General features: G+C 65.8%; 21 protein-coding genes. 15 read left to right on the top strand and 6 right to left on the bottom strand.

The window, feature by feature from the left end; translation table 11 throughout:
- Positions 1–101: 101 nt before the first annotated feature.
- Genes ACWPOB_RS08160 through ACWPOB_RS08150 form a run of 3 tightly spaced genes read left to right on the top strand, consistent with a single transcriptional unit; the run spans position 102 to position 1,566 of the window.
- Positions 102–419 (top strand): RipA family octameric membrane protein, encoded by a 318-nt coding sequence (locus tag ACWPOB_RS08160; protein WP_455400486.1) that lies wholly within the window; start codon positions 102–104, stop codon positions 417–419.
- Positions 416–694: a DUF7701 domain-containing protein gene (locus ACWPOB_RS08155; protein WP_455400485.1), complete on the top strand. Its 279-nt coding sequence runs from the start codon at positions 416–418 to the stop codon at positions 692–694. Before ACWPOB_RS08160 ends, ACWPOB_RS08155 begins: the two co-directional genes overlap by 4 nt.
- On the top strand, positions 691–1,566 hold the full coding sequence (locus ACWPOB_RS08150) for a hypothetical protein (protein ID WP_455400484.1): 876 nt from the start codon (positions 691–693) through the stop codon (positions 1,564–1,566). Before ACWPOB_RS08155 ends, ACWPOB_RS08150 begins: the two co-directional genes overlap by 4 nt.
- Before the next feature lie 33 nt (positions 1,567–1,599).
- On the opposite strand, the gene ACWPOB_RS08145 is transcribed toward ACWPOB_RS08150, so the two are convergent.
- Positions 1,600–1,989 (bottom strand): GIY-YIG nuclease family protein, encoded by a 390-nt coding sequence (locus ACWPOB_RS08145; protein ID WP_455400483.1) that lies wholly within the window; start codon positions 1,987–1,989, stop codon positions 1,600–1,602.
- The gene (locus ACWPOB_RS08140) at positions 1,874–2,533 is read right to left on the bottom strand and encodes an STAS domain-containing protein (RefSeq protein ID WP_455400499.1); all 660 of its coding nucleotides are present in this window, start codon (positions 2,531–2,533) and stop codon (positions 1,874–1,876) included. The genes ACWPOB_RS08145 and ACWPOB_RS08140 overlap by 116 nt, the downstream gene beginning before the upstream one ends.
- A 609-nt stretch (positions 2,534–3,142) precedes the next feature.
- On the opposite strand from ACWPOB_RS08140, the gene ACWPOB_RS08135 reads away from it, so the two are divergent.
- On the top strand, positions 3,143–3,607 hold the full coding sequence (locus ACWPOB_RS08135) for a hypothetical protein (protein ID WP_455400482.1): 465 nt from the start codon (positions 3,143–3,145) through the stop codon (positions 3,605–3,607).
- 234 nt (positions 3,608–3,841) lie between these two features.
- On the opposite strand, the gene ACWPOB_RS08130 is transcribed toward ACWPOB_RS08135, so the two are convergent.
- The 3 genes from ACWPOB_RS08130 to ACWPOB_RS08120 all read right to left on the bottom strand — a co-directional run bounded on the left by ACWPOB_RS08130 (position 3,842) and on the right by ACWPOB_RS08120 (position 7,444).
- Positions 3,842–4,600: an IclR family transcriptional regulator gene (locus tag ACWPOB_RS08130; protein ID WP_455400481.1), complete on the bottom strand. Its 759-nt coding sequence runs from the start codon at positions 4,598–4,600 to the stop codon at positions 3,842–3,844.
- A gap of 124 nt (positions 4,601–4,724) precedes the next feature.
- Positions 4,725–5,930 carry an MFS transporter gene (locus ACWPOB_RS08125; RefSeq protein ID WP_455400480.1) on the bottom strand — a complete coding sequence of 402 codons (1,206 nt, stop codon included), beginning with the start codon at positions 5,928–5,930 and terminating at the stop codon, positions 4,725–4,727.
- 185 nt (positions 5,931–6,115) lie between these two features.
- A complete protein-coding gene (locus ACWPOB_RS08120) occupies positions 6,116–7,444 on the bottom strand; it encodes an MFS transporter (protein ID WP_455400479.1) in 1,329 nt (442 codons plus the stop codon).
- Between the two features lie 311 nt (positions 7,445–7,755).
- Here ACWPOB_RS08120 and ACWPOB_RS08115 point away from each other — a divergent pair, with 311 nt between their 5' ends.
- The 10 genes from ACWPOB_RS08115 to ACWPOB_RS08070 all read left to right on the top strand — a co-directional run bounded on the left by ACWPOB_RS08115 (position 7,756) and on the right by ACWPOB_RS08070 (position 21,360).
- A complete protein-coding gene (locus ACWPOB_RS08115) occupies positions 7,756–8,235 on the top strand; it encodes a MaoC family dehydratase (RefSeq protein ID WP_165039546.1) in 480 nt (159 codons plus the stop codon).
- On the top strand, positions 8,232–9,059 hold the full coding sequence (locus ACWPOB_RS08110; RefSeq protein ID WP_165039545.1) for an HpcH/HpaI aldolase/citrate lyase family protein: 828 nt from the start codon (positions 8,232–8,234) through the stop codon (positions 9,057–9,059). The genes ACWPOB_RS08115 and ACWPOB_RS08110 overlap by 4 nt, the downstream gene beginning before the upstream one ends.
- Positions 9,044–10,210 (top strand): acyl-CoA dehydrogenase family protein, encoded by a 1,167-nt coding sequence (locus ACWPOB_RS08105; RefSeq protein ID WP_455400478.1) that lies wholly within the window; start codon positions 9,044–9,046, stop codon positions 10,208–10,210. Before ACWPOB_RS08110 ends, ACWPOB_RS08105 begins: the two co-directional genes overlap by 16 nt.
- Positions 10,211–10,248: 38 nt before the next feature.
- Positions 10,249–11,490, top strand: coding sequence for a CaiB/BaiF CoA transferase family protein (locus tag ACWPOB_RS08100; RefSeq protein WP_455400477.1), 1,242 nt, complete (start codon positions 10,249–10,251; stop codon positions 11,488–11,490).
- Between the two features lie 23 nt (positions 11,491–11,513).
- Positions 11,514–13,481, top strand: coding sequence for an acetoacetate--CoA ligase (locus ACWPOB_RS08095; RefSeq protein ID WP_455400476.1), 1,968 nt, complete (start codon positions 11,514–11,516; stop codon positions 13,479–13,481).
- 608 nt (positions 13,482–14,089) lie between these two features.
- On the top strand, positions 14,090–15,076 hold the full coding sequence (locus ACWPOB_RS08090) for an NYN domain-containing protein (RefSeq protein ID WP_455400475.1): 987 nt from the start codon (positions 14,090–14,092) through the stop codon (positions 15,074–15,076).
- A gap of 337 nt (positions 15,077–15,413) precedes the next feature.
- The gene (locus tag ACWPOB_RS08085; protein ID WP_455400474.1) at positions 15,414–16,943 is read left to right on the top strand and encodes a competence protein CoiA family protein; all 1,530 of its coding nucleotides are present in this window, start codon (positions 15,414–15,416) and stop codon (positions 16,941–16,943) included.
- The gene (locus tag ACWPOB_RS08080; RefSeq protein ID WP_455400473.1) at positions 16,940–19,057 is read left to right on the top strand and encodes a hypothetical protein; all 2,118 of its coding nucleotides are present in this window, start codon (positions 16,940–16,942) and stop codon (positions 19,055–19,057) included. Before ACWPOB_RS08085 ends, ACWPOB_RS08080 begins: the two co-directional genes overlap by 4 nt.
- Positions 19,054–20,082 (top strand): hypothetical protein, encoded by a 1,029-nt coding sequence (locus ACWPOB_RS08075; RefSeq protein ID WP_455400472.1) that lies wholly within the window; start codon positions 19,054–19,056, stop codon positions 20,080–20,082. The genes ACWPOB_RS08080 and ACWPOB_RS08075 overlap by 4 nt, the downstream gene beginning before the upstream one ends.
- A 324-nt stretch (positions 20,083–20,406) precedes the next feature.
- On the top strand, positions 20,407–21,360 hold the full coding sequence (locus tag ACWPOB_RS08070; RefSeq protein WP_455400471.1) for an IS1595 family transposase: 954 nt from the start codon (positions 20,407–20,409) through the stop codon (positions 21,358–21,360).
- Positions 21,361–21,813: 453 nt separating this feature from the next.
- Here the strand turns inward: ACWPOB_RS08070 and ACWPOB_RS08065 are convergent, their stop codons facing one another.
- Positions 21,814–22,962: a globin domain-containing protein gene (locus tag ACWPOB_RS08065; RefSeq protein WP_455400470.1), complete on the bottom strand. Its 1,149-nt coding sequence runs from the start codon at positions 22,960–22,962 to the stop codon at positions 21,814–21,816.
- Positions 22,963–23,210: 248 nt separating this feature from the next.
- Here ACWPOB_RS08065 and ACWPOB_RS08060 point away from each other — a divergent pair, with 248 nt between their 5' ends.
- Positions 23,211–23,687, top strand: a complete 477-nt coding sequence (locus ACWPOB_RS08060) for a zinc-binding dehydrogenase (protein ID WP_455400469.1) — start codon at positions 23,211–23,213, stop codon at positions 23,685–23,687.
- Positions 23,688–23,717: the final 30 nt, after the last annotated feature.

Genomic DNA, 23,717 nt, shown 5'->3' with positions numbered 1-23,717 from the left:
ATCACCACGCCCGAGCCGAAAAGCTCCGGCAGGCCACCACCGGCACCCGGCAACCGCTACAGTGAACCCTGCTCACGGGTGGGCACTTCCACCGGGCACAGTTGAGCACTTTCGATGAGCCTCATCACCGATTCGTCCTCACTCTTGCCGCGATCGCCGGCGTCCTCATCGCGTGCTCGTGGTGGATGCTGCTCCGTTCGTATCGTGACCTCAACAGCGCGAAGTTCGCGGTCATCAACCAGCTTGAAGCGGAGCATCTGCAGATCCATCTCTTCAAGGACGAATGGGAGCACCTCAAGCAAGACCCGGTGAGTAGCTGGCGCAAACGCTATGCAGAGCTCGGCCAGATCGAGAGGCTGGTCCCGCTGCTCTTCGCAGTGCTGTACGCAACGTTGGCGATCTACGTGAATTGGCGGTGACCGTGAACTACATCGAGCAGATCGCTGAGCGGATCAAGAACAATCTGTCAGCCGACATCCTGCCGGACGACCCGTACCCCCTGCTTCTCATGTACGCGGTGCTCGCCAGGGTGAAGGGGCCGGAAACGACTCTGGAGGATGTCCACGATGCATGGACAGCCTGGATGTCGATGCAAGGCAGACAGCACGAATCCAGTGTGCCCTTCGCAGAGTTGCCAGACGCTGTCCAGGGGGAGGACGCCCCGTTCCTCCGTGCGATCCTAGAGTCGCTGTGACCGTCGACGACTGGCCAGTCGAAATCCTCCGTGACCGCGTCGACCGTGCGGGTGAACTCCGCGCTGAGATCGGCCACGTTTGGAATGAATACCTGGGTACGAAGCCGCGTCAGCTCGGCGCCGTCCCAGCCAGCGACGACTCCTGGTTTTTCGTGATCAAGACTGTGTACCCCATGCCGACCCGCCTCAGCACGTTGTTCGGAGAATGGCTGTACGAGCTGCGGTCGGCACTGGACGGACTCGCCTACCATCTCGCGGTCCGAGACAGCGGGAAGAATCCGCCGCCAGCTGAGTCGGGCATCTACTTTCCGATTTTCACCGAGGCCGAGAAGTTCGACAGCAGGGATCATCGTGGCCGGATGAAGGCGCTGTCGGATGACACCTTCCGCCTGCTCCGTCACATACAACCGTTCAACGCAGAACCTGACCATATGTCGAACGCCCTGTGGTGGCTGAACAGGCTCGCCATGATCGATCGACACCGGCGCGGGCACGCCCTCGCCGCGCACGTTGTGAACATTCGCGTCGGCCTGGCTGAACCATTGCAGTTGGTTCGATCGCTGGTGCCTGACCCGCCCCACGCCATCCCGATTGAAGAATCTGAGCCTACACCGATCCTTGAGTTCAAGGCTCCACTCGGCTGGAGCGAAATGCAGATTCGCGATCACATTGACTATTCGAATGCGACGAGCAACGTGCTGGACGTCACCGAGTGGGCGCGAGGCGCATCGCGCCCTATGGCGCGCTTCGGGCTGGAACAACGCATGCGATGGTGCGAATCCTATGTCCTTGACGGTATCATCAATCCTCTTGTGAGCGGCGATATCTCGCTCTTGAATCCAGCACAATCCAAAGACGAGCGGCCAGCGTAGCTGGCCTTCTCCGAACGGGTGCCCTCTCGCTGCTTACCGGAGTTCAAGACGTCTCCGCTCCGCGCTGTACTCGTAGTTCACGATGTCGCCCGACCCGATCATGCTGATCGCCTCGTCGATGGCATCCAGGGGCGCTACGTACCATTCGGACGGAACGTAGACCCGGCTGTCCTTCCCTACCTGTTCGATACTGAGCTTGACGTCGCTGAAGACACGATGCAGCAGGTGCTCCAGGACGGATGTCTTCATGTTGTACGTGCGGTAAGTCGCGACAACCTCGACGGGAGCCATGAGGTAGGTCGGCTGGTCAGCGGCGTGCACAATCCGCTTCTCGACGGATCCCGTCGTGAAACCGATCTTGTAGAGGTCCTCGATCGAGGAGATGTGGGTGACCTCGGGTGAGCGGTGCACGGTGTGCGGCAAGCCGGTGAAGGTACGCGCCTGCCCTGTCGGAGACGACCGGGCCCCGGATCGTCGGTGCATCGCCAGCGACGACCACGAGCAGGTCGGCGAATTCTCTACCCCTGGGTCCGGGTCTGGTCATCGACGGGTCCGAGAGGTGGTCGGCCGCGGCCATCCCGCTCTTCGAGCGTGACCTCATTTCCGCTGTCCCGGCTGCGCGATCGCCGTCGGTCGACCCGGCCGGGTTCGAGCCGGTTCGGCTGGGCCGGTGGATATCACCCGGGGGCCGAGCCTGGCACAGACGTGCGCTATGGCGGTGGACAGGTCCGGGGTGACGTGCAGGATTTCGGACAGCCCCAGCAAACGCCAGGGGTCGGGCGGTGGCGGCTCCGCTCGCAGCCACGGCGAACGGACGGCTCGGGGCGAGCTGTCGGCAGAGGTCGAGCAGCGCCCCGATGCCGACCGAGGCGAGGAACGTCACCTCGGTCACATCGACGACCACGGCGGCGGGTTCGCCGGTCAGAACGTCGCGGGCGGCGGTGCGCAGACTCGGCGCGGTGAGCATGTCGAGGTCGCCGCGGACGCGGAGCACCGTGACCGGGCCGTCGGTGTGGACGGTCACCATCAGCAGCGGCTCGTCCTCGTCCGCGTGGGGTTCGTGCGCGAAGGGGCTCATCGGAGCATCATCGCCTCTCCGGCGGTGTGGGGCCGGCACCACCGCCGCGGGGCGACCCCACTCGCGACCTCCCTGCCACCGACACATGAGGCACCGGCGCCCGCGTAGGGGGCCCATAGGGCAGCTGTCGAACGTGATCGGCGCGATCGCGTTGCGCTCGGTCATCCGCCTCGCCGGTGCGGGCGCACTGGATACGCACTGGCCGGGAACCGCGGCCGGGCTCGCGGCGCAGGGCGTCGACCACCTCGGCACCGTCTTCCGTCCCGGCCGGGTAGTTCTCCGATCCGTTACTTGACATAATCACGCTTATCGTCGTTCGTGACCGATTGTGCCGCAGGGGTTTTCGTGTTAAATCGGCGCAGTCTCTCGTGGGAACGAGGTGCGGCGCGAGCGCAGATGCACGGTCCGGTCGGCGGTGCCGGCGCGCCGGCGGCGTTGTCGGTGGGCGGCGATAGTGTGACCGTGACGCCCGCCGTACGCACCCGAAGGAGAGCGCCCGTGGCCGACAGTACCGACGTACCGGAGATCACCACGTGGGACGGGATGAGCGACTGGCTCGTCGAATCGTTCACCGGCCAGCCGGTGGGGCTGATCATCGACCTCGGACCGAGTGACTACGTGCACTTCGACGACGACCACGACAATGTGGACGAGCCGGTGGTGTGCGCGCAGATGCACGTGCTCGCCGACGGGGTGCTGATGGTGCGTCGCTCCCGGGCGGTGCTCGACCGGCTGCGATTCGACACCCATGCGGTCGACGCCCTGGACCTGGACCGGTGGCTTTTCGACGACCCTTTCGACGACTGCACCGACGGGTACCTGTTCACCCGCGACATCGCACTCGCAGCCGAGGCGTGCGTGTCGTGGTTCCGGGACGTTCCCGGCGTACCGACGCTCGACGAGATCGGCTGCTCCTACGAGTTCCCGGACACCCTTCCGCCGCGGCACGAATCCACCACCTGACCGACGACGATCTCGAGCATCCGGTCGACACGGTCCACCCACCCCGACGATCTGTTGGATCAGTCGGGTCAGCCCGTTCCGGGGGCAGGGCGGTTTCGGATATGCCGGCAGGGAGTTGACCACTAGGGGTTGGTGTGGGAGATCTGTCTGTCGTGCGGACTCCACGGCGAAGGAGTGAATAGGAGTTGCCGGAGCAGCATTTCGCCGTTCGTGGCGGTCGTCGACGTGCGTTCGCTAACTCTGTCCACTCCCGGTGAGCCGGGCTGATATGTGATGCGCTTCTTCCTTGGCGGCCGCGGCGAACTCGTCGAGTCGGTCGGCGATTCGGGTGGTGGGGCCGGCGATGGCGAGGACCGCGAGAAGGTGTCCGTTGCCGAAGATGGGCACGGAGACACCGCTGACGTCGGGGAGGGTTTGTCCTCGGTTGATGGCGACACCTTCGTCTGCGATCGTGCGGAGTTCGGCGCGGACCTGCTCTCGCATGTCCTCGTCCGGAATGTGCGCTGCGAGATAGTTTTCACGGAACGTTTCGCCGGCGTACGCGAGGAAGCATTTTCCGGAGCTGGTGGGGTAGAGCGGTCGGCGGGTGCGCAGCGGGGCGGAGTAGCGGATCATCTGGGTCGATTCGATGACATCGGTGTAGACGACGGCATCTCCGACGAGGAAGGAGAGCATCACCGTTTCGTTGAACTTGTGGTGTAGTGCTTCCATGCCGGGCCGGGCGGCGCTGTCGATGGGCACTGTCGGTGCTGCAAGTAGGGCGCGGACGGCCGAACCGATGGTGTACCTGCCGCCCTCCTCGTGCAGGTAGCCGTTGGCGACCAGGCCTTTGACGAGGACGTGGACCGAGGAGCGGGGAGCATCGATTGCCGCGGTGATGTCGGCGAAGCGGCTCCCGTTCTCACTGCGAGCAACGAGTTCGAGGATGGTGGTGACACGAGAGACTGTGCGATGTTCTTTCGCGTCACCCGGCATCGACACTGTTGTTTTCATCTTTCGGCTCGTCGGTCGGTTCACGATACCGTCCGGCTGTGTGAGGTCGCGGGAGGCGAAGTGCGTGGTCGCTGCGCTGTGAACTGCAGACGTGGACGTGGTCATGGCGATCATTCTCTCCGTGTCAGTGGACGGTATCGGCGGAGCGTGCCAACGGTCGTGTTCGCAGATCGTGTCGGAAGGATCGGCGCGCCGCGGTCAGCAGGGCAGCGGCGATCAGCATGGCCGCGGTGCAGGTGCACCAGGCGGTGGGGTAGTCGGCGTACGAGACGATCAGCCCGAACAGTGCCGGGCCTGCCGCGCCTCCGGCGAAGGCCCCGGCTTGCAGTGCCCCCGAGGCGACGCCGGGCGCGTCGCGCCCGATCCGCACGATGGCGAAGATTAGTAGTCCCGGCCAGGCCCAGCCGATCGAGAAGGTGAGGATCGCTGCGGCCCAGAAGGTGGGCACGGTGTCGATGGCCAGGATCAGGAAGCCGCAGGCTCCGAGGATGATCTGCCTGATGACGACGGTGAGGTTGCCGCCGTTGCGGCGATCTGCGCGTTGACCGCTGACGAGCCGGGCGCAGATGGACAGGCAGCTGCCGCCTGCCATGAGGTAACCGGCTTGGGCCGGGCTGATCCCGAGTTGGAATCCCCAGGAGGCGACGAAGGCCCCGAGTGAGTTGACTGCCATGCTGGCCATCCCCATGCCGCAGGATGCCAGCACCAGCGCTGTTCGTGGTGGGCGTTGCGGATCGTGGGTAGTCGCCGCAGCCGGGGCGTGGCTGGGTCGGCTGCGCAGTCCCGTCAGTGTCAGCAGTGTGGCCACGATGGCGGTGAAGGCGAACGTCCACCGCCAACCGATCAGCGTTCCGATCGTGGGCACCGAGAGTCCCCCGATCAGGACGGCCAGGGGAACGGCGGATTGCTTCACCGCGAAGCCCAGGCCTTGGCGATGAACCGGGATGGTTCCGGCCAGGGAGAGGTTGGCGGTGATCTGCAGGACGGCGTTGGCGACGCCGAGGACGACGAGTGTGAGGGTGAGGATCGGATAGGAGTGCGCGACCAGGGCCACCCCGGCTCCGCCTGTGCATGCCGTGACACCGGCCAGCACCGTGCTGCGGCGTCGACCGAGTCGGTCGAGGAACGATCCTGCGAACAGCGCGGTGAGTGCCGCGGCCGCGAAGAAGCCGCTGACGGTGAACCCGAACCGGGCCTCGTCGAAGTCGAGGTCCCGGCGGATGAGGACCGACTGGGCGCTGAGCAGGTAGACCGGGATGGCCCCGACGGTGGCCATGGCAGCGGCGGCGGCCATCGACCGGAGGAGCTCGGGTGCTTTTCCCACGGGCATGGCGTGTCGACTCTCCGGTTTCCTCGGTTGCGCCCGCGTCCTGGCGCGGCGGGCGCCGGTTCGGCCCCGCGGGCGCGTGCGTTCACGTCCGGACCGGGCTGCCGCGCCATCAGGACGTGCCGCGCACCAACTGATGCGTCCGGCCGTGGCCATGGGGGAAGCGGCCGGACGCATCGGCTCCGGTGTCAGGCGGTGTCGGCGCGGCGGTCGATGTTGCGTTGTTGGTCGAACAGGGAACCGCCGGCGATGAGGATCGCGCCGACGATGAAGAGCAGGGATACTCCCCAGGTCGCATTGGTCGAGGACATGGTGACCATGGTCAGGGCTGCCAGCGGAGCGAGACCACCGGCGAAGGCGCCGCCGACCTCGCGGCCGGTACCCAGTCCGGAAGCACGGACCTCGGTGGGGAATTGGCGGGCGAGGAAGGATCCGGAGGCAGCGAGCATGGCGGGGACGGCGATGCCGGTGGCCAGGATCAGTGCTGCCCAGATGTAGACCGGACGTCCGGTGTCGAGGAGCCAGAAGAAGGGGAAGGCGAGGACGGCGGTGCCCGCTGCGCCGAACAAGATCACTCGCCGGGAGTCGACGAGGTCGCAGATGCGACCTGCGATCGGCACGGTGACGATGGCCACAGCGCTCGCGAGGGTGATGCCGAAGGCCCCGATGTTGGCAGCGACATCGCGGAATTCGGTCAGATAGGACAACGAGAAGGTCTTGAAGACGTAGCTGACACCGTTGTATCCGATCGTGATGGCCATCACGACCATGAGGCCACGCCAGTCGGACTTGAACAGATCGCGCATCGGCCGTGACTTCTCGAGCTTCTTCTCCTGGGCGGCCAGGCGTTCGAAATCCGGGGTCTCGGGCAACTTCCGTCGCACCCAGAAGCCGAGGCCGACGAGGGCGAAGCTGGCGATGAACGGGATGCGCCAGCCCCAGCTGTAGAGGAACTCGTCACTGAAGCTGGTCAGGATTGCCACCGTCAGCGAGGACACGAGCAACCCGATGTTCACGCCCAGCGCCGGCCACGAGCCCAGCCGGCCCCGAGACTCCTTGTCGGCGTGCTCGTAGGACACCGCGATCGCGCTGCCGAACTCCGCGCCGGCACCGAGACCCTGGGCGATGCGCAAGGCCACCAACAGGATCGGGGCGGCGATACCGATCGACGCGTACGAGGGGATCAGGCCGATGAGGCCGGAGGAGATCCCCATGAGCAGAAAGGTGATCGACAGCACTGCCTTGCGGCCGATCTTGTCGCCGAGGACGCCGAAGATCATGCCGCCGAAGGGACGTGCCAGGAATCCGACCGCGAAGGTGGCGACGGCGGCGAGAGTGCCGGTCGTCGAGTTCTCCGAGGGGAAGAAGACCGGGCCGAATACCAGAGCCGCCATCGAGGCGTAGAGGTAGAAGTCGAACCATTCGAGTGCCGATCCGACCACCACGGCGGGACCGACGGACTTGTGCGTCTTCGGTGGTGGGGTCGCGGTACTGGGTGGGGTCATCTGCTCGGTCATGTGGCGGGGTCCTTTTCTGTGGTCCATGGTTGCGGTTGAACGCGCGGTACTCGAAATCGGGCCGAAGATTGCGCTGGGAAGCGGCAACATGTGGCCGGCACATCCACGGTGTTCATATTTATGAACATTAAGTTCTCATGTATGAACCTGAAGCGAATGCTAAGGAGTGGGCCACGTCACGTCAAGTCCACGAGTGAGGTCCGGGCTACGCGGCGTATCGGCACCCTCGGCCGGTTTGACAATGTGGCAGGCCTCACGCAACACTCGGCTTGTCCATATATAAGGCGACAATGTTCATATTTAGGAACAAAATGAAGGTATGCATCCACCAGCGCGGTCTGTACTTCGAGGAACTCGATCCCGAGGTGATCTACCGCCACAGCCCCGGCCGCACCGTCGAAGCGTCGGACAACACGCTGTTCTCGACACTGACGATGAACCCGCAGAGCCTGCATCTGGACGCGGCGGCCTCGGCACGGACCGAGTTCGGGGAGCGGCTGGTCAACAGCATGTTCACCCTCTCGACGTTGATCGGGCTCAGCGTGGCGCAACTGACCCAGGAGACGACCGTGGCCAATCTCGGCTTCGGCCACATCGTCTTCCCGACGCCGGTCCTGGCCGGGGACACCCTGTACGCCGAGACGACCGTGCTGAGCAAGCGGGAGTCGAAGTCGCGGCCCGGCGCCGGGATCGTCGAATTCCTGCACATTGCCCGTAACCAACGCGACGAGGTCGTCGCCGAAGCCCGCCGCACTGCGATGATGCGCCGTCTTCCCCCGGAGCAGCGATGAGCATCCTCGCGCAGGGACCGGCCCTGCTGTTCTGCCCGGGGGATCGCGCGGACCGGTTCGACAAGGCCTTGGGCCGCGCCGACGTGGTCGTCTTCGACCTCGAAGATGCCCTCGGCCCGGATCGCAAGGCCGCGGCGCGTGACCAGGTCGCTGCGGCGGCAGCGGCGGTACCCGACCGCGCCGTCGTGCGGATCAACGCCGCCGGTACCCCGTGGTTCGACGACGATGTCGCCGCCATGCGCGCCGCCGGGGTACGCACCGTGATGCTGCCCAAGGCATCCCGGGTCGAACAGCTTCGTACGCTGCACGGATTCGACGTGATCGCCTTGTGTGAGACGGTGGCCGGGGTCATGGCGGCTCCCCGGCTGGCGGCGGAAGCGAACTGCGCGGCCCTGATGTGGGGCGGGGAAGACCTGGTCGCGGACATCGGGGGACGCTCCAGCCGCGGGCCCGACGGCCGGTACCGCGCGATGATCGAACATGTTCGCACCACCGTCCTGTTCGCTGCCGCCGCCGAAGGCAAGGCCGCCATCGATGCCGTCCACATCGACATCTCCGACCTCGCGGGGTTACGCCGCGAATCGGTCGAGGCCGCCGACATGGGGTTCCGGGCCAAGGCCTGCATCCATCCCGGGCACGTCTCGGTGATTCGGAAGACATTCCATCCCACCGACGACCAGATCCGCTGGGCCCAGTCGGTCCTCTCCCACCCCGAAGCCTCCACCGGCGGCGTCTTCCGGCTCGGCGATCAGATGATCGACGGCCCCCTGACCGCCCACGCCCGCACCATCCTCGAAAGGACCACCTCATGCACTTCGAACTGACCCCCGAACAGCAGGAACTGCGCGCCGGCGCCCGCGAACTCGCCCGCAGCTTCTCCGACGAGTACTGGGCCGAACGCGACGAGAAGGGCGAGTTCCCCTGGGAGTTCTACGAGACGTTCGCCAAGAGCGGCTGGCTCGGCATCGCCATTCCCGAACAGTACGGCGGCGGTGGTCTGGGTATCTTCGAAGCATCGCTGCTGCTCGAAGAGATCGCCGCCTCCGGTGCCGGCATGAACGGCTGTAGCACCATGCACCTGACCATCTTCGGGCTCAACACCATCGTCAAGCACGGCAGCGAGGAACTCCGCCAGCAGATTCTCCCCGCCGCCGCGGACGGGTCGCTGCACGTGTGCTTCGGTGTCACCGAACCGAACGCCGGCACCGACACCACCCGCATCTCCACCTTCGCCAAGCGCGTCGACGGCGGTTATATCCTCAACGGCCGCAAGGTGTGGATCACCAAGGCCGGTGACTCCCAGAAGATGGTGCTCATCGCCCGCACCACCAAGCGCGAGCAGGTGCAGCGCGCCACCGACGGCATGTCGCTGTTCCTGATCGACATCGACCCGCAGCACGTGCACCTCAACGCCATTCCGAAGATGGGGCGCAACGCCGTCTCCTCCTACGAGGTCTTCATCGACGACTACTTCGTCCCGGACAGCGCCCGCATCGGCGAGGAGGGCCAGGGTTTCAAGTACCTGCTCGACGGCCTCAACCCCGAACGCATCCTGCTCGCCCACGAGGCCCTCGGCATCGGCCGCGCCGCTCTCGAGAAGGCCGTGCAGTACGCCAAGGACCGGGTCGTGTTCGACCGTCCCATCGGGCAGAACCAGGGCATCGCCTTCCCCCTCGCCGAGGCGGTGACCCGCCTCGACGCCGCCGAATTGATGGCCCGCAACGCGGCCTGGCGCTACGACCAGGGCCTGCCGTGCGGGCGGGAGGCGAACATGGCCAAGTGGTTGTGCGCCGACGCCGGCTTCACGACTGCCGATCAAGCCATCCAGACACACGGCGGCATGGGGTATGCCCGTGAGTACCACGTCGAGCGCTACTTCCGGGAATCGCGCATCCTGCGTCTGGCCCCCGTCAGCCAGGAAATGGTCATGAACTACGTGTCCAACCACGTCCTCGGCCTGCCCAAGTCCTACTGACCATCAGTCCTACCGACCACGATCGGACGGTTACCACTGTGCTCACCACCGAACCCCCGGCCACCGGAAGCCTCGCCGGTCTGCGTGTGCTCGATCTGTCCCGAGTGCTCGCCGGACCCCTGTGCACCCAGATGCTCGCCGACCACGGCGCCGAGGTCATCAAGGTCGAACCCCCCAACGGAGACGAAACCCGCACCTGGGGACCGCCGTTCGTCAGCGACACCATGAGCGCCTACTTCGGCGGTGTCAACCGGAACAAGTCCAACATCTGTCTCGACCTGCGCACCGACGAAGGTCAACGAGTGCTCGCGGACCTGCTCGCCGACGCCGACGTCCTCGTGGAGAACTTCAAGGCCGGCACCTTGGCCAAGTGGGGCTATCCCGACCAGCTGCTGCGCGAGCAATACCCCCATCTGATCCAATGCCGCATCACCGGCTTCGGCACGGATGGACCCATGGGTGCCATGCCCGGATACGACGCGGTCGTGCAGGCCTACAGCGGACTGATGAGCATCAACGGCGAAGCCGACGGGCCGGCTCTGCGCGTCGGAGTGCCGATCGTCGACATGGTCACCGGTATCTACGCCTTCTCCGGAATCCTGCTCGCCCTTCAGGACCGTCACCGCACCGGCATAGGTCAGCTGGTGGACTGCACACTGATCGACACCGCGATCTCCCTGCTGCACCCGCACTCGCCGGCCCATCTGGCCGACGGTCGCATCCCCCAACGCACAGGGTCGGCGCACCCCACCATCGCCCCCTACGACACCTTCGACGCCGCGGACGGAAAAATCTTCATCGGTGCCGGCAACGACCGCCAGTTCCGCCACCTCGCGTCCCTACTGGAGATCCCCGGCATCGCCGACGACCCGCGGTTCGCCACCAACGCCGACCGCGTCACCAACGTCACCGAGCTGCGCCCCCTGCTCGCCCAGAAGATCGGCCTGCTCGAACGGCACCGGTTGGCCGACGAGCTTCTCGCCCGGGGGGTGCCCGCATCCGCGCTGCACGATGTCGCCGAAGCCCTGCGCGACCCGCACGTGCGGCACCGACAGATGGTCGTGGACAAGGATGGCTACCGCGCCACCGGGGTACCGATCAAACTCAGCCGTACCCCGGGCAGTGTGCGGGTTCCTCCCCGCGACCGCGGCGCCGACACCCGGCGCATTCTCGCCGGTCTCGGGTACAGCCCCGACCAGATCGACGCACTCATCGAATCCGACATCGCCCACACCACGGCGACCGATCCGGCACGGCCGATCGCAGCCGCCCGCCCCTGAACGCACCGCACGAAGGACACACCATGGCCGACCCCGTGTGGACCCCCACCGCGAGGCAGATCGCCGACGCCCGCATCACCGACTTCGCCGCCTGGCTCTGCCGGCACCAACGGGCCGACATCTCCGTCACCACCGACTACGCGGCGCTGTGGCGGTGGAGTGTCGAGCACGTCGAGCAATTCTGGATGGCGATCTGGGACTACTTCGACGTCGGTGACCGCGGCACCGGACCGGCGCTCGCAGGAGACCGCATGCCCGAGGTGCACTGGTTCCCCGAGATCGAACTGAACTATGTCGAGTACCTGTTCCGGCACTCCGATCCGGACCGGCCCGCCGTCGTCGAGGTCGACGAAGACACCGACACGCCCCTCACGCTGACCTTCGGCGAGCTGCGCACCCGGGTGGCGGCGTTGGCCCAGACACTGCGCAACCTCGGTGTCGACCGCGGCGACCGAGTCGTCGGATACCTGCCGAACACCGCCGAGACGGTCACCGCCTTCCTCGCCACCGCCAGCCTGGGGGCAGTGTGGGCCGCTTGCGGGCAGGACTACGCACCGGTCGGGGCGGCGCACCGCTTCGCCCAGCTCGAACCCCGCGTTCTCGTCGCCGCCACGGGCTACCACTACGGTGGCCGGCGCCACGACAAACGACAGGCCGTCGAGGAACTTCGCAGGCTCCTACCCTCGGTTCAACGCACTCTCCTGGTGGACCGCGATACCGGTCTTCCCGACGACCCCCACTACCTGTCCTGGAGCGAGGCCACCGCCGACGCCTCCGCACTCCTGTCGACCGAACCGGTGCCGTTCGACCATCCGCTGTGGGTGGTGTTCTCCTCCGGCACCACCGGCCAACCCAAAGGGCTTGTCCACGGGCACGGCGGCGTGCTCCTCGAGCACCTCAAAGCACTGGCGCTGCACTTCGACCTCGCCCACACCGACCGCCTGTTCTGGTACACGACACCGTCGTGGATGATGTGGAACTTCCAACTGTCCGCATTGCTACTCGGCGCCAGCATCGTCTGCTACGCCGGCAGCCCCACCCATCGACACGTCGATACCATCTGGCGCATCACAGCACAGACGAGCACCACCGTGCTCGGCACCAGTCCCGGCTACGTCCTCGCCTGCGAAAAGGGAGCCTGCACACCCCGCGACGCACACGACCTGACCATGCTGCGCACCGTCGGTGTCACCGGCGCCCCCTTCCCGGCAGCATCTGCCCACTGGATCGCCACGCACGTCGGCGCCGACATCCCCGCCGTGTCCATCACCGGCGGCACCGACGTGGTCACCGCCTTTCTCGGCGGGGCCCCCACTGTGGCGACCTGGCCGGGCCAGCTCTCGTGTCCCTGGCTCGGTGTCGCCGTCGACGCCTTCGACGACACCGGCGCCCCCGTTCGCGATGCGGTCGGCGAACTCGTCGTCACCGCACCCCTGCCGTCGATGCCCGTGGTCCTGTGGAACGACCCGGACCAGCGCAAATACCGAGAGGCCTACTTCGACACCTACCCCGGGGTATGGCGGCACGGGGACTGGGTGACCATCACCACCGCTCGAGGCATCACCGTGCACGGTCGCTCCGACGCCACCCTCAACCGCAACGGCATCCGCATCGGCAGCGCCGACATCTACGACATCGTCGAGAACCTGCCGGAAATCACCGAAGCCCTGGTCATCGGCGTCGAACGACCCGACGGAAGCTATTGGATGCCCATGTTCGTCGTTCCGGCCCCGGGACAGATGATCGACGACGAGATGAAGAACCGCATCTGCCACCGACTGCGGAGCGAAGCCTCGAACCGACACGTCCCCGACGACATCATCACTGCACCCGGCATCCCCCACACCCGCACCGGCAAGAAACTCGAGGTACCGATCAAACGAATTCTCCTCGGCCACAAACCTACGGACGTTGCCGACCCCGCCACCGTCGACCAATTCGAACTTCTCGACTGGTACGCCCATCACGCGACGTCATCGACGACCACGTGACGCAACCGATGTGTCACGCCACCCCTCTGCTCGCGTCCCTTCCGACCTCAAGAAATCCACGTTGCGGGCGGCGGTCGATTTCACCTCGAACCCCGAATCCTCGACCACCGTCACGGGGCGGTTCGACGCGGGCGTCTTGCACGTCCACTCTGATCGACGAGCGCAGATGTCCCTGTCTCGTTCCAGGGCTTCGGTGCATCCGAACCCCGCACAAGGAGTGGGCGAATCTGCCACTAAGGTCATTATCCACACGCATTGCTGCACAACGCTTTTGATGAATAACCGGTATTATCCACCTTGTTCGGAGTGTGCAGGCAATACCTCTCCCCACTACATGCTGCCCGGCAACAATTCCCAGTCGGGAGCCCGGACGCCGGATCGGCACGGCCGAAACCGCTGCGACATCGGAGGCGGCGCAGGGCCTCGGGATCGGGATCGACGCAGAAGGTGGGGTTCAACCCCAGACGAAAGCTGTAGTGACACGAGTACAAGGATGGCGGCATAGAAGGGTCCTGATGGCCCTACCGACTGCGAAGAGCCCAAAATGAGCGCTTGGGCGTGTCACGGGGTGTGTCGTCCCTGTCGTTCGTGCATGCCATAGTGAGCACATGCGGTCGACCTGCTCGCTCTACATCGATGCCGGATATCTGCTTGCCTCGGCTGCAACTCGCGTGACCGGCACGTCGCTGCGCAGCGGGATTCACGTGGACTACTCCACGTTGATCAGCTCGCTGGTGGACACTGCGCAGGACCGGTCGGGTCTGCCGGTGTTGCGGGTGTATTGGTACGACTCGGCCCGCAACGGCATCCCCGACGCGCAGCAAGAACGCATCGGTGAGCTCTCCAAGGTCAAGCTTCGTCTCGGCCGTTTCGGCGTCAACGGCGAGCAGAAGGGCGTGGACCTGCGCATCGGCCTGGACTTGGTGGCCCACGCCCGCAACGGAGCATCGGATGTGTTCTTCCTCGTCTCCGGCGACGATGACCTGACCGAAGCCGTCGAAGAGGCTCAGGTTCACGGAGTTCAAGTCGTGCTGCTCGCCGTCCCGACCGCGGTGGGCACCTCGCACGGGGTCAGTCGGCACCTGATCCGCGCTGCCGACGAGCTCGACATCATCGACGGCGGAGTCGTCGATGACACGGTGCTCAAGGTCGACCGGCAACCGGTGCCCGCACCGATTCCCACGCCACCGACGCCGAAGCCCGCCGCGATCCCGGCGGCCCAGCCGGCTGGCCGGACCCCTCTGGACGTGGCGGCGCGGGTACACGCCTCGTCGGCCCCGCGCCGGACCAGTGTGCTCGCCTACAGCAGCACCACCGGGTCCCCCGCTCAGATGCTGCCGGGCTACGACCACAACGACAAGGCCGAGGACAACCACGCGATCGACGAAGTGGTGACGCGGGTGCTGGCCTCGTTCCGGGAAAGCGCCACCGCTGACGAGAAACTCGAGCTCGACCGGGCCAGGCCCTCGATCCCGCGGGAGATCGACCGGGCCCTGCTGCTCGACGCGTCCGTCGCGATGCAGCACTACGACCTGGACGAGGACAGCAGGTATCGGTTGCGGGCGCGCTTCTGGGAGAAGTACGACGAGGGCTGAGATCCGCCCGTAGGCATCTACCCCCGGGGTCGACCACATCCGACCGGATGGTCGAGGTGCATATCCGATCCCCGCACATCCGAGAAAGAGGCTGCACCTGACCTGCACCAGGTAAGCCCGATTTTTAGGGTGATCTTGCCATCTGTGCAGGTAGCAGCGGTGCGTGTTCGGAAAATGGCACACTAACGGCTCCCGAGTTGGCTCATATCGTTAGTGCGTGAAATCAGGCCGATCGCGGCGAGAACCATCAGGTCCCAGACGCGAGCGACCGTTCACCGCCGACCGTGAGCCAACTCAGACGCATCCTAGAGTCCAGCGGCAGAAACGAGGATCCACTGTGGAGCGCGCATACGATCTGACAATCGACCGTTACGTCTCGGCGTTTGAGGCCGAGCCCCACCCCGGCTACCTCTGTCCTTGCTGTTGCGGCCGCGTACACCTCCGACCGGGCAAGGTGAAGGTTGCCCACTTCGCGCACAACCACGGCGAAGGCACGTCCCATTGCGAGGAGTATCACCCCGGCTCAGGTACGCACAGCCACTACGACGAGTCCGCAGTCAGCTCACCCCTCTACCTCCACGTGGACGACGACACCGGCGACTGGACCTTGTACCTCGAGCTTCCACCGCTCACCGCAAGCGAGAGCAGACGCTCCGTTCCATCTGCTTTCGGTTCCGGCAGAATCGAGCTGCATCAGCACGGGATTGATCCTCGCCGGGTGGGAGCCACTGTCCTGTGGCCCGGATCGAGCCGCAACACGATCACTGTCCCACCGAGCCGGCACGACAGTCAGGTGCGGGCCACAGGGAGATGGCCTACAGGGATTCAGCCGGCTCGTTGGCAGCGCACGCTGCGCGGGCTGCCTTCTCAAGGCGTCCTGTTCGTCCCCTACCGTGGCGGTTCGTACCGGCGATACGGGTGGTCGACCCCGATTCATTGGGGTGATCGGCTCGTCCTCGTAGGAACACGGCAGTCCGCGCCTCCCCCGCAACTCCACGCGAAGCCACTGAACCCGACGCCGTCGCAGGGCACCGACTGGTCGGCATGGCTCATCACGCTGCCGAGTAAGGAGAACGGCTCCTTCTCGACGTGGCTCGCACGATTCGGAGTTGCCATCGAAGACCGTCGAAGTCGCACGCGCATCGTCACTCCGGCCGTGGAATACGGGGCCGACGGGACTCCACACTTCTACGTCGACGAACCGTTGGTCGTGATCCCATCTCCGCAGGCCACAACGATAGTGGCGGAAGCACACGCGACGATCAGCGCAAGGCGGCTGCAACGGCGCACCAGGACAGCACAGGCTGCCTTGGCGATTACGACCGTCGAATCAGGCACCCTTCACCTCCGCACCGACGCCAAGCAGGACACCGTCCGCGCCGAGATGATCGCCGAGACCAGTGTTCCGATGGAGGACTTCAGCCCGGTCTGGTCGGTGATGTGCGGGGAAGCCCACCTTCAGCCGTTCACGACGCATCGGAACGGTTCCCGTAGCTCGACCGTCAAAGTTGTATCCGAGATCAAGCACCTCCGCTTCCGAGCGGCAGCGCACGGTTCATCCGGCACCGAGAATCGACTCGACAACGCCACCGCGACCGAGCTGACCGATTGGTTCGCCACGCATCCGGAGGACACAACACGCGTTCTGATCGAAGCAGGAAACCTCGGCTTCGTGCGCATCGACTTCGGTGAGCCACCCACGACGCGACCCAAAACCAGTGTCGCTACGCCCGACCGTTCCGGGTGGCAGCATGCGTACGCACTCGCGGCGGCCTCGGCCTCGGACCCAGCCGTTCCGCACTGGCAATTTCACAACCGGGAGGCTCGTCCGAATTGCCGCGAACATCGGTTTAGAGTGTTCGAATGACAGTGACAGCCGGAGTCCCCGTCATCGGTCGTGTCGAGCGAGTCAACCGTGAACGAAAGATCGCGAGCGTCAAACCGATCTACCACGACGTAGGTCACGGGTGGGAAGCAGCAGACTCATCGGACTACCCGACCAGAGGAAGATTGTTCTGGCGAGGCGCCGTAGACGTCGAGTTCGGTGAAGTCATCACCTGTCGGGTCGAGCACAATCCCAACGGCGAAGATCACTTCGCAGTGTCGGAGCCTTCGGTCCTGCCACTCGTCGAAGACATGCGGCCGCTGAGCTACGCCGACGCTACCGAGAAGTTGCGCGCACGCACGAATAGCCCGACGGCTCCGGACCAGCGTGAACACCAGGTGTATCTCTGGTGCGCAGACGACATGCTCGTCGGACCGTTCAAAGTCGGACCGGTACGCACGCCCTCCGCTGTGTTCGCTGAATCCGGTCGGCTCGGTCGCGTACCGGTCCGGCACGGCGAGCAAGCCGTACTCACCGCACCGGATGGAAGGCTCTACTGCGATCCGAGTGTGCCTCCCGTCGCCTTCGTCGACTGCCGAAGTGACGCAGACATATTGCGAACGGCTCTCCACGACGCAGTCGAGGTTCTGAACGAAGCCGGTCATCCGACGCCGGTCACCCTCAGCACGAAGAAGCAAATCGACCAAGCGGCTGCGCTTCTCCGAGTCGGAGAGAGCTCCGGCGATCGCACCAGTAAGCTTGCACGTCTCGAACGAGCACTGACGGTATGCGCCGAGAGCAGCATCGTGACCAGCCGCGCAACGGAACTGGCCGACGCACTCCTATCGCATCCTGCCGTCTCCGCGGAGCTCGATCGGATACGAAAGTCCACGCGTGCGGAGGCACTCACGGAGGGCCGACGAGATTTCGAAAGCGAGCTGTCGACACTTCGAAACGACGAGAACGCCCTACGCCGGGAGCTTGCCGACCTCGACCGAGCCGTCACCGCGAAACGGGACGAACTCACGAGTGTTGCCCGCGCCGTCGACCGTCAATTGGACGAACTCGAGTCGCGCGTCGTCGACAGGGTCGGGCAAGCTGTCGACAACGCGTCGGAGTTACTCGCGGACTCTGTGATGTTCCGGGCTCTCGGACACGCATCCGCGACTCCTGTAGACCCGCCGAAGACGCGCACCGGCCGTCTGTTCGGTCCGAGCAAGGACGCAGTTGCGATCGACAAGACGGCCGAGTTCGATCAATGCCTTCGCGCCGCAGCCTCCGCGTACGGTCTTCCGCACGCAGCACTTCGCCGCATCCACGCGGCCGTCCGAGCCGGGCTCGTCCCCATCGTTACCGGGAATGGAGCCGACGCCGCACTTACCGCTTACGCAAAAGTCGCCTGCGCCGGCCGCGTCGCCTCGCTTCCAGTGGCGCATGACTTCCTCAGCCCCGTAGATCTTCTCGGAGTCCGAGCGTCCGACCCCGCGAAACAGCGCCTACACGCGGACCTACTGCTGGCCGCCAACCGCGAAGCCGAAACCGACGGTCCGGCGATGCTGGTGCTTCAGTCGGTCAACCAAGCGCCGACCGAAGCATTCCTACTCCCCTGGCTCCAAGCCCACGACCGAGGTATCGCGGTACCTCCTGCCGCTCGAGACGTCGTAGGGTGTTCGCGCGTCGTGATCCATGGGAATGTTCTTCTGGCAGCCACCGCCGTCGCCGGAGCGACGACGGCACCCCTGAGCCCCGATATCTGGGGATTCTGCGTTGCGATCGACGTGCCTGCGGCCGCTTCCATCCCTGCGGGTCATGTCACCGCCACACGCCTGGGCAGCCAATCCCCAGCAAGCCCCGCGCCCCGGATACGCGAACTCGCGGAACGGCTCGACAAAGTGCTCGGTGAGTATTGGGTCGTCGACGACGGACTCACCACCGCGGCGCAGCGATTCGGAACCACATTGCAGGAGATTGCGCGCGGTGGTTCGGTCGAGAATGCGATCGCGATGTCGGTGTTGCTTCCGGCGATCGCTACATCTGTGCCCGGTCCGGAACTTGCCGATGCGGCGGATGCAGTCGCGAAGTGGTGCGGCACCGGCAATGTCAATACTGCGGCCTTCCGTCGGTTGGCGCATCGATTCCAGCGCACGTTCGCGTGATCCCGGGCGCCCCCATTATCGAGGAGCTGTCTTCCTCCTCCACTCTGAATCTCGTATGTTCGGCCTTGGCGTTGCCGCCGAGCACACCCAAGACCGAACTTTCCTACGAGTTGGTGCGTGCGGTGACATGGGCGTCGACCGGTGGTCGCACGCCGGTATCGACCCGCACACTGTTGGACCGAGTGATGGATGCGGACGCTGCACTGCACGACGGGTCGCTCGACCAGCACGTTCGTCGCCAGTTCTTCCGCGCACGACTGGACGACCTTGCCGCGGTGGGCGACCTTGCTGCACTCGGACGTGGACAGTGGGTTTCCGCCACCGGCTCGGTCGTATCCATCGACAGTTCGGGCGACCGACCACCGCACCTCTTGGTCAGTGGCATCCCCAACCGGATTTTTCCGAGCACAGTGCGGCACACATTGCGGCTTTCAGGGCACACCAGGATCGTCGAGCGTGTCGACGACATCCGGCCGGCAGGGCTACCAGTGATCGGACTCGACGACTGGGCACGTATTCCGGACCTTCCGCTCGAAGAGTGGACGACTGAAGTACTCGACGCACCACTCGCCAAGCCCGAGGAAACAGCGGGTACGGTGCGCGTCTATCTGCCTGGTTCAGCCCGCCCCGAGTCGCGACAGAGCGACCGTTGGTTCGCTCCGCGCCGCGACCTCGAGGGCCGGTACCTCGCGCGACACAACGTTCTCGGTGAATGGTCGGGCTTCTCTGTCGTCGAGTTAGCCGCGGGTACCGTCGTCGGTCACCGAGAGCTCAATTCTCTCCATGTGCGCCGCCTCATGTACGGACTGGATCACCGGGCGGGAAATCACACCGTCGCCATTGTCGGCAACACCAGCGATTACACGCGGATACGCCTCGGGAATCCGCTGCCGCCTCCGGAAACACGCGTACTCCTTGCCCTCTGCGGCTTCCCGACTCAGGACTCTTGGACGGTCCGGCACCACGCAGATACCGTCCTTGCGCACTTACGTGCCCTGCACATCCCACTCCGAACGACCAGGTGAATTCTGTTGATCGGTCTCACCCTCGCCGACCGGTCACGAACCGAACCGGCGCAACGATCAGCCTGGCGATCGATCCGATGATGTCCACCACCGTCCGCGCGATCACGGCCGGGGCGCTGTTCGCTGCCGCCGACCGTGCTGGATTGATCGACTGGGACGGTCTCGGCCCTGAACGAGCCTGAACGTGTGTTTCCGCGCGATGTGCAGCACCAGCGCCACGACATCCCGCTCGACCTCCCGTTGCATTCAACCATACCGTACCGCAACATGATTGATGGATAATCGTGCTCATGCTTATCCGGTTAGATCAGGTATCCTGTGCAAATGCCGCGTCCTGACTTCCCACGCACGATCGTGGAGTTCCAGCGGCGCTTCCCTGATGATGACGCCTGTATGGAGTACCTGTTCGCGTCGCGTTGGCCCGACGGGTTCGCCTGTCCGCGCTGTGGCCACGGGCAGGCTTGGCCGGTGGCCAAGCGTCGGCTGGTGTGGGAGTGCGCGGCCTGTCGCCGGCAGACGTCGGTCACCGCGGGCACGGTGCTGCACAAGACGCACACCCCGCTGCATCTGTGGTTCTGGGCGGCCTACCTGATGAGCACGCCGACACCCGGGGTCTCGGCGGTGCAGCTGCAGCGCCAGCTGGGCCTGGGGCGCTACGAGACGGCGTGGACGATGCTGCACAAGCTGCGTCGGGCGATGGTCAACCCGGAACGGCAGCATCTGCTCGACGAGGTCGAGGTCGATGAGTGCTTCGTCGGCGGGCACGAAGCCGGCTTGCGCGGCGGGCGGGCTCGTGGCACGAAAGCCCTTGTGGCAGTGGGGATAGAGGTCCGCGGCGCGGGCAGTGGACGGGCCCGCATGGCGGTCATCGACGACGCGTCCGCCGCCGCACTCACCGGCTTTGTCCGCGACAACGTCGCCGCCGGCGCCACCGTGCACACCGACGCCTGGCGCGGCTACCGGACACTGACCGGGCTCGGCTACGATCACCGGCCACGCAGCCAGCGGGCAGCCCGCGCAGACGGCGAAGACATCGACGAGATACTGCCCCGCGTGCACCGGGTGATCTCCAACCTCAAGAGCTGGCTGCAAGGCACCCACCGCGGAGTGTCCGGCGAGCACCTGCAGGTCTACCTCGACGAGTACACCTTCCGATTCAACCGCCGCCACACCCCGATGGCCGCCTTCCAGACCCTGCTCGGCCTGCAGTCCCAGCAGCAGCCCACGACCTACCGGCAGATCATCGCGACCGGACCGGGCGCAGCCAAACTCACCTGATCTAACCGGATAAGCATGATCGTGCTTATCCATTATGGACGATTTCGAGTTGCAGAACATGCGAACCCATGACGTCCACCATCTTTGGACGCTACGACCCGTCCACATTAGCCACTCATGCGCATACTGAACTGCGGCTTCGTTGCCCGGCTGTTGCGGCCCGTATCCTCATTGGACGTGACGCCGCACTCCCTGCACTGGCCCGCGCCCGCCGGAGGTACGGCCCGCACGCCGAGGTCGAGGACATCGAGGTGGGCGACTGAGCAGCACACCCCGAACCCCGCCGGCACGTGCATCCGAGGTCATCGCCGGCGGGGCCCTCCGACGCCGCGGGCGAACGGCCGAAGGCATCCTCGCCCGGACCGCGGCCCCGGTGCCGAGGCGGCGGTCGAGCCGATCCGCAGCCGCCCCGCCGGCGCCGCCTACGCGTGCTCTCGTCGTCGCTGCCGGGAGCTAGGACAGGGGTTCGTGCTCGCGTTCGAGGCCGAGCCAGGATCCGGGTGCGAAGGCCTCGAAATGCACCGACGCGGGTGGGATGCCGGCGGCGACGAGCTGGTGGCGGATGGCGCGCATGAAGTCGACCGGTCCGCACACATAGGTCTGCGCGTTCGGCGGCAGGGTGATGCCGGAGAGGGGGTTGCGGCCGTCGTCGTGGACACCGTCGAAATCGGTGTACCGAAGGTGCAGTTGTGCGCCCGGCAACCTCTGCACCAGGTGGCTGAACTCGATGCGGCGCACGTGTTCGTAGGGCGAATGCTCCACCTGCAGGACGGTCACCTGCCGGTCGGGGTCGTGTGTGACGAGGTACTGCAGCGCAGCGATCGTATTGGTGATTCCGATCCCCGCAGCGATGAGCAGCAGCGGTGCGTGGCCGCCTCCGATCACGAGGCTGCCGAAGGGATGGGAGACGACGAGACGCTCGCCGGTGCCGACTCGGTCGGCGAGGATGGGCGAGACGTACCCGTTCGGCACCCGTTTGACCGACAGCGCCCACTCGCCCGGCCTGCGGCCGCGGGTGAGGGTGTACTGCCGGATCTGTGCGGTGCCGTCGCCGAGCGGCACCCGGACGGAGATGTACTGGCCGGGCAGATAGGCCGGCAGTCTCTCGCCGTCGAGGGGCTGCAGGAACAGCGTCGTGGCATGCGCGCCGTCGTACTCGCGGGCGGCGACGACGACCGTGCGCCACACCTGACCGGCGGGCACCCCGGCCCTGTCGTAGAGACCCGCTTCCTGCTCGACGAGCGAGTTGGCCATGAGGGTGTAGACCTCGTCCCACGCGGCGGCGACGGCGGGGGTCACCGCGTCGCCGAGGACCTCGGCGATGGCCGCGAACAGATGGGTGCGCACGATCTCGTAGTGGGCGGCCTGCACCCCGAGCGAGGCGTGTTTGGCGGCGATGCGGGCCATGATCGCATCGATGTCGGTGGGCTGTTCCGTGACGAGGAGCGTGGCAAAGGCGGCGACCGCACTTGCGAGTGCCTGTTGCTGGGTGCGGCTGTGCTGATTGGCGCGATTGAACAGATCGGTGCGCAGCGCCGGGACCGCGGCGAACAACGTGCGGTAGAAGAGCTCGGAGATCTCGTCGAGGTGCGCGCCGATCACCGGCAAGGTCGCTGCGACGATCGGGCGCGACGTCGGGGACAGGATGGTGGCGGCTCCTTACTGATCCGGTCGGACACACCGACCCACGAAGGACGTACCGAGAACGAGCGCGGGGGACTGCCCGGGCACGCGGTCGGCCCCGATCCGGCCGTCGCGGCACATGCTACGACGTCAGGGCCGGCGACCTGCGGTCGGGGTGACCCCACCGGCGCTGCCAACGCCGCCGACAGGCCGGTGCGTGGTGGGGCTTGCCCCGAGCGAGGGCCCTGGGGAGCCTGGCTCTTCGCCGGCGACCTCTGAAGGCGCTCGAGTTCGGCGTCACCGACACCGTCGAGGCGGGTCCGGATGCCGTCTCCGAGGTCCTGGCGCTCACCGACGGACTCGGCGTCGACGTGGCGATCGAGGCGGTCGGATATCCGCAGACCCTGCTGACGGCCGCCGCGCTGGTACGGCCCGGCGGTACCGTCGCCAACGTGGGCGTGCACGGTGCCCCCGTCGAACTGCCCATGCAGGACCTGTGGATCCGGAATCTCACGTTGACCATGGGTCTGGTCGACACCGTGTCCATCCCCACGCTACTCACCATGGTCGAATCCGGTCGTATACCGGCCCATCTCATGGGCACGCACCACTTCACGTTCGGTGAGTTCGGCGCGGCCTACGAGGTCTTCGCCGACGCCGCCGACAATCAGGCGCTCAAGGTCGTCATCCGGCCCGCCGATTGAACTCGTTCGGACGGATGCGTCCGTTCGGGT

The sequence above is a fragment of the Rhodococcus sp. 2H158 genome (assembly GCF_053764755.1).
The sequence above is the reverse complement of the archived record's forward strand: the minus strand, read 5'-3'. Positions and strand labels throughout refer to the sequence as shown.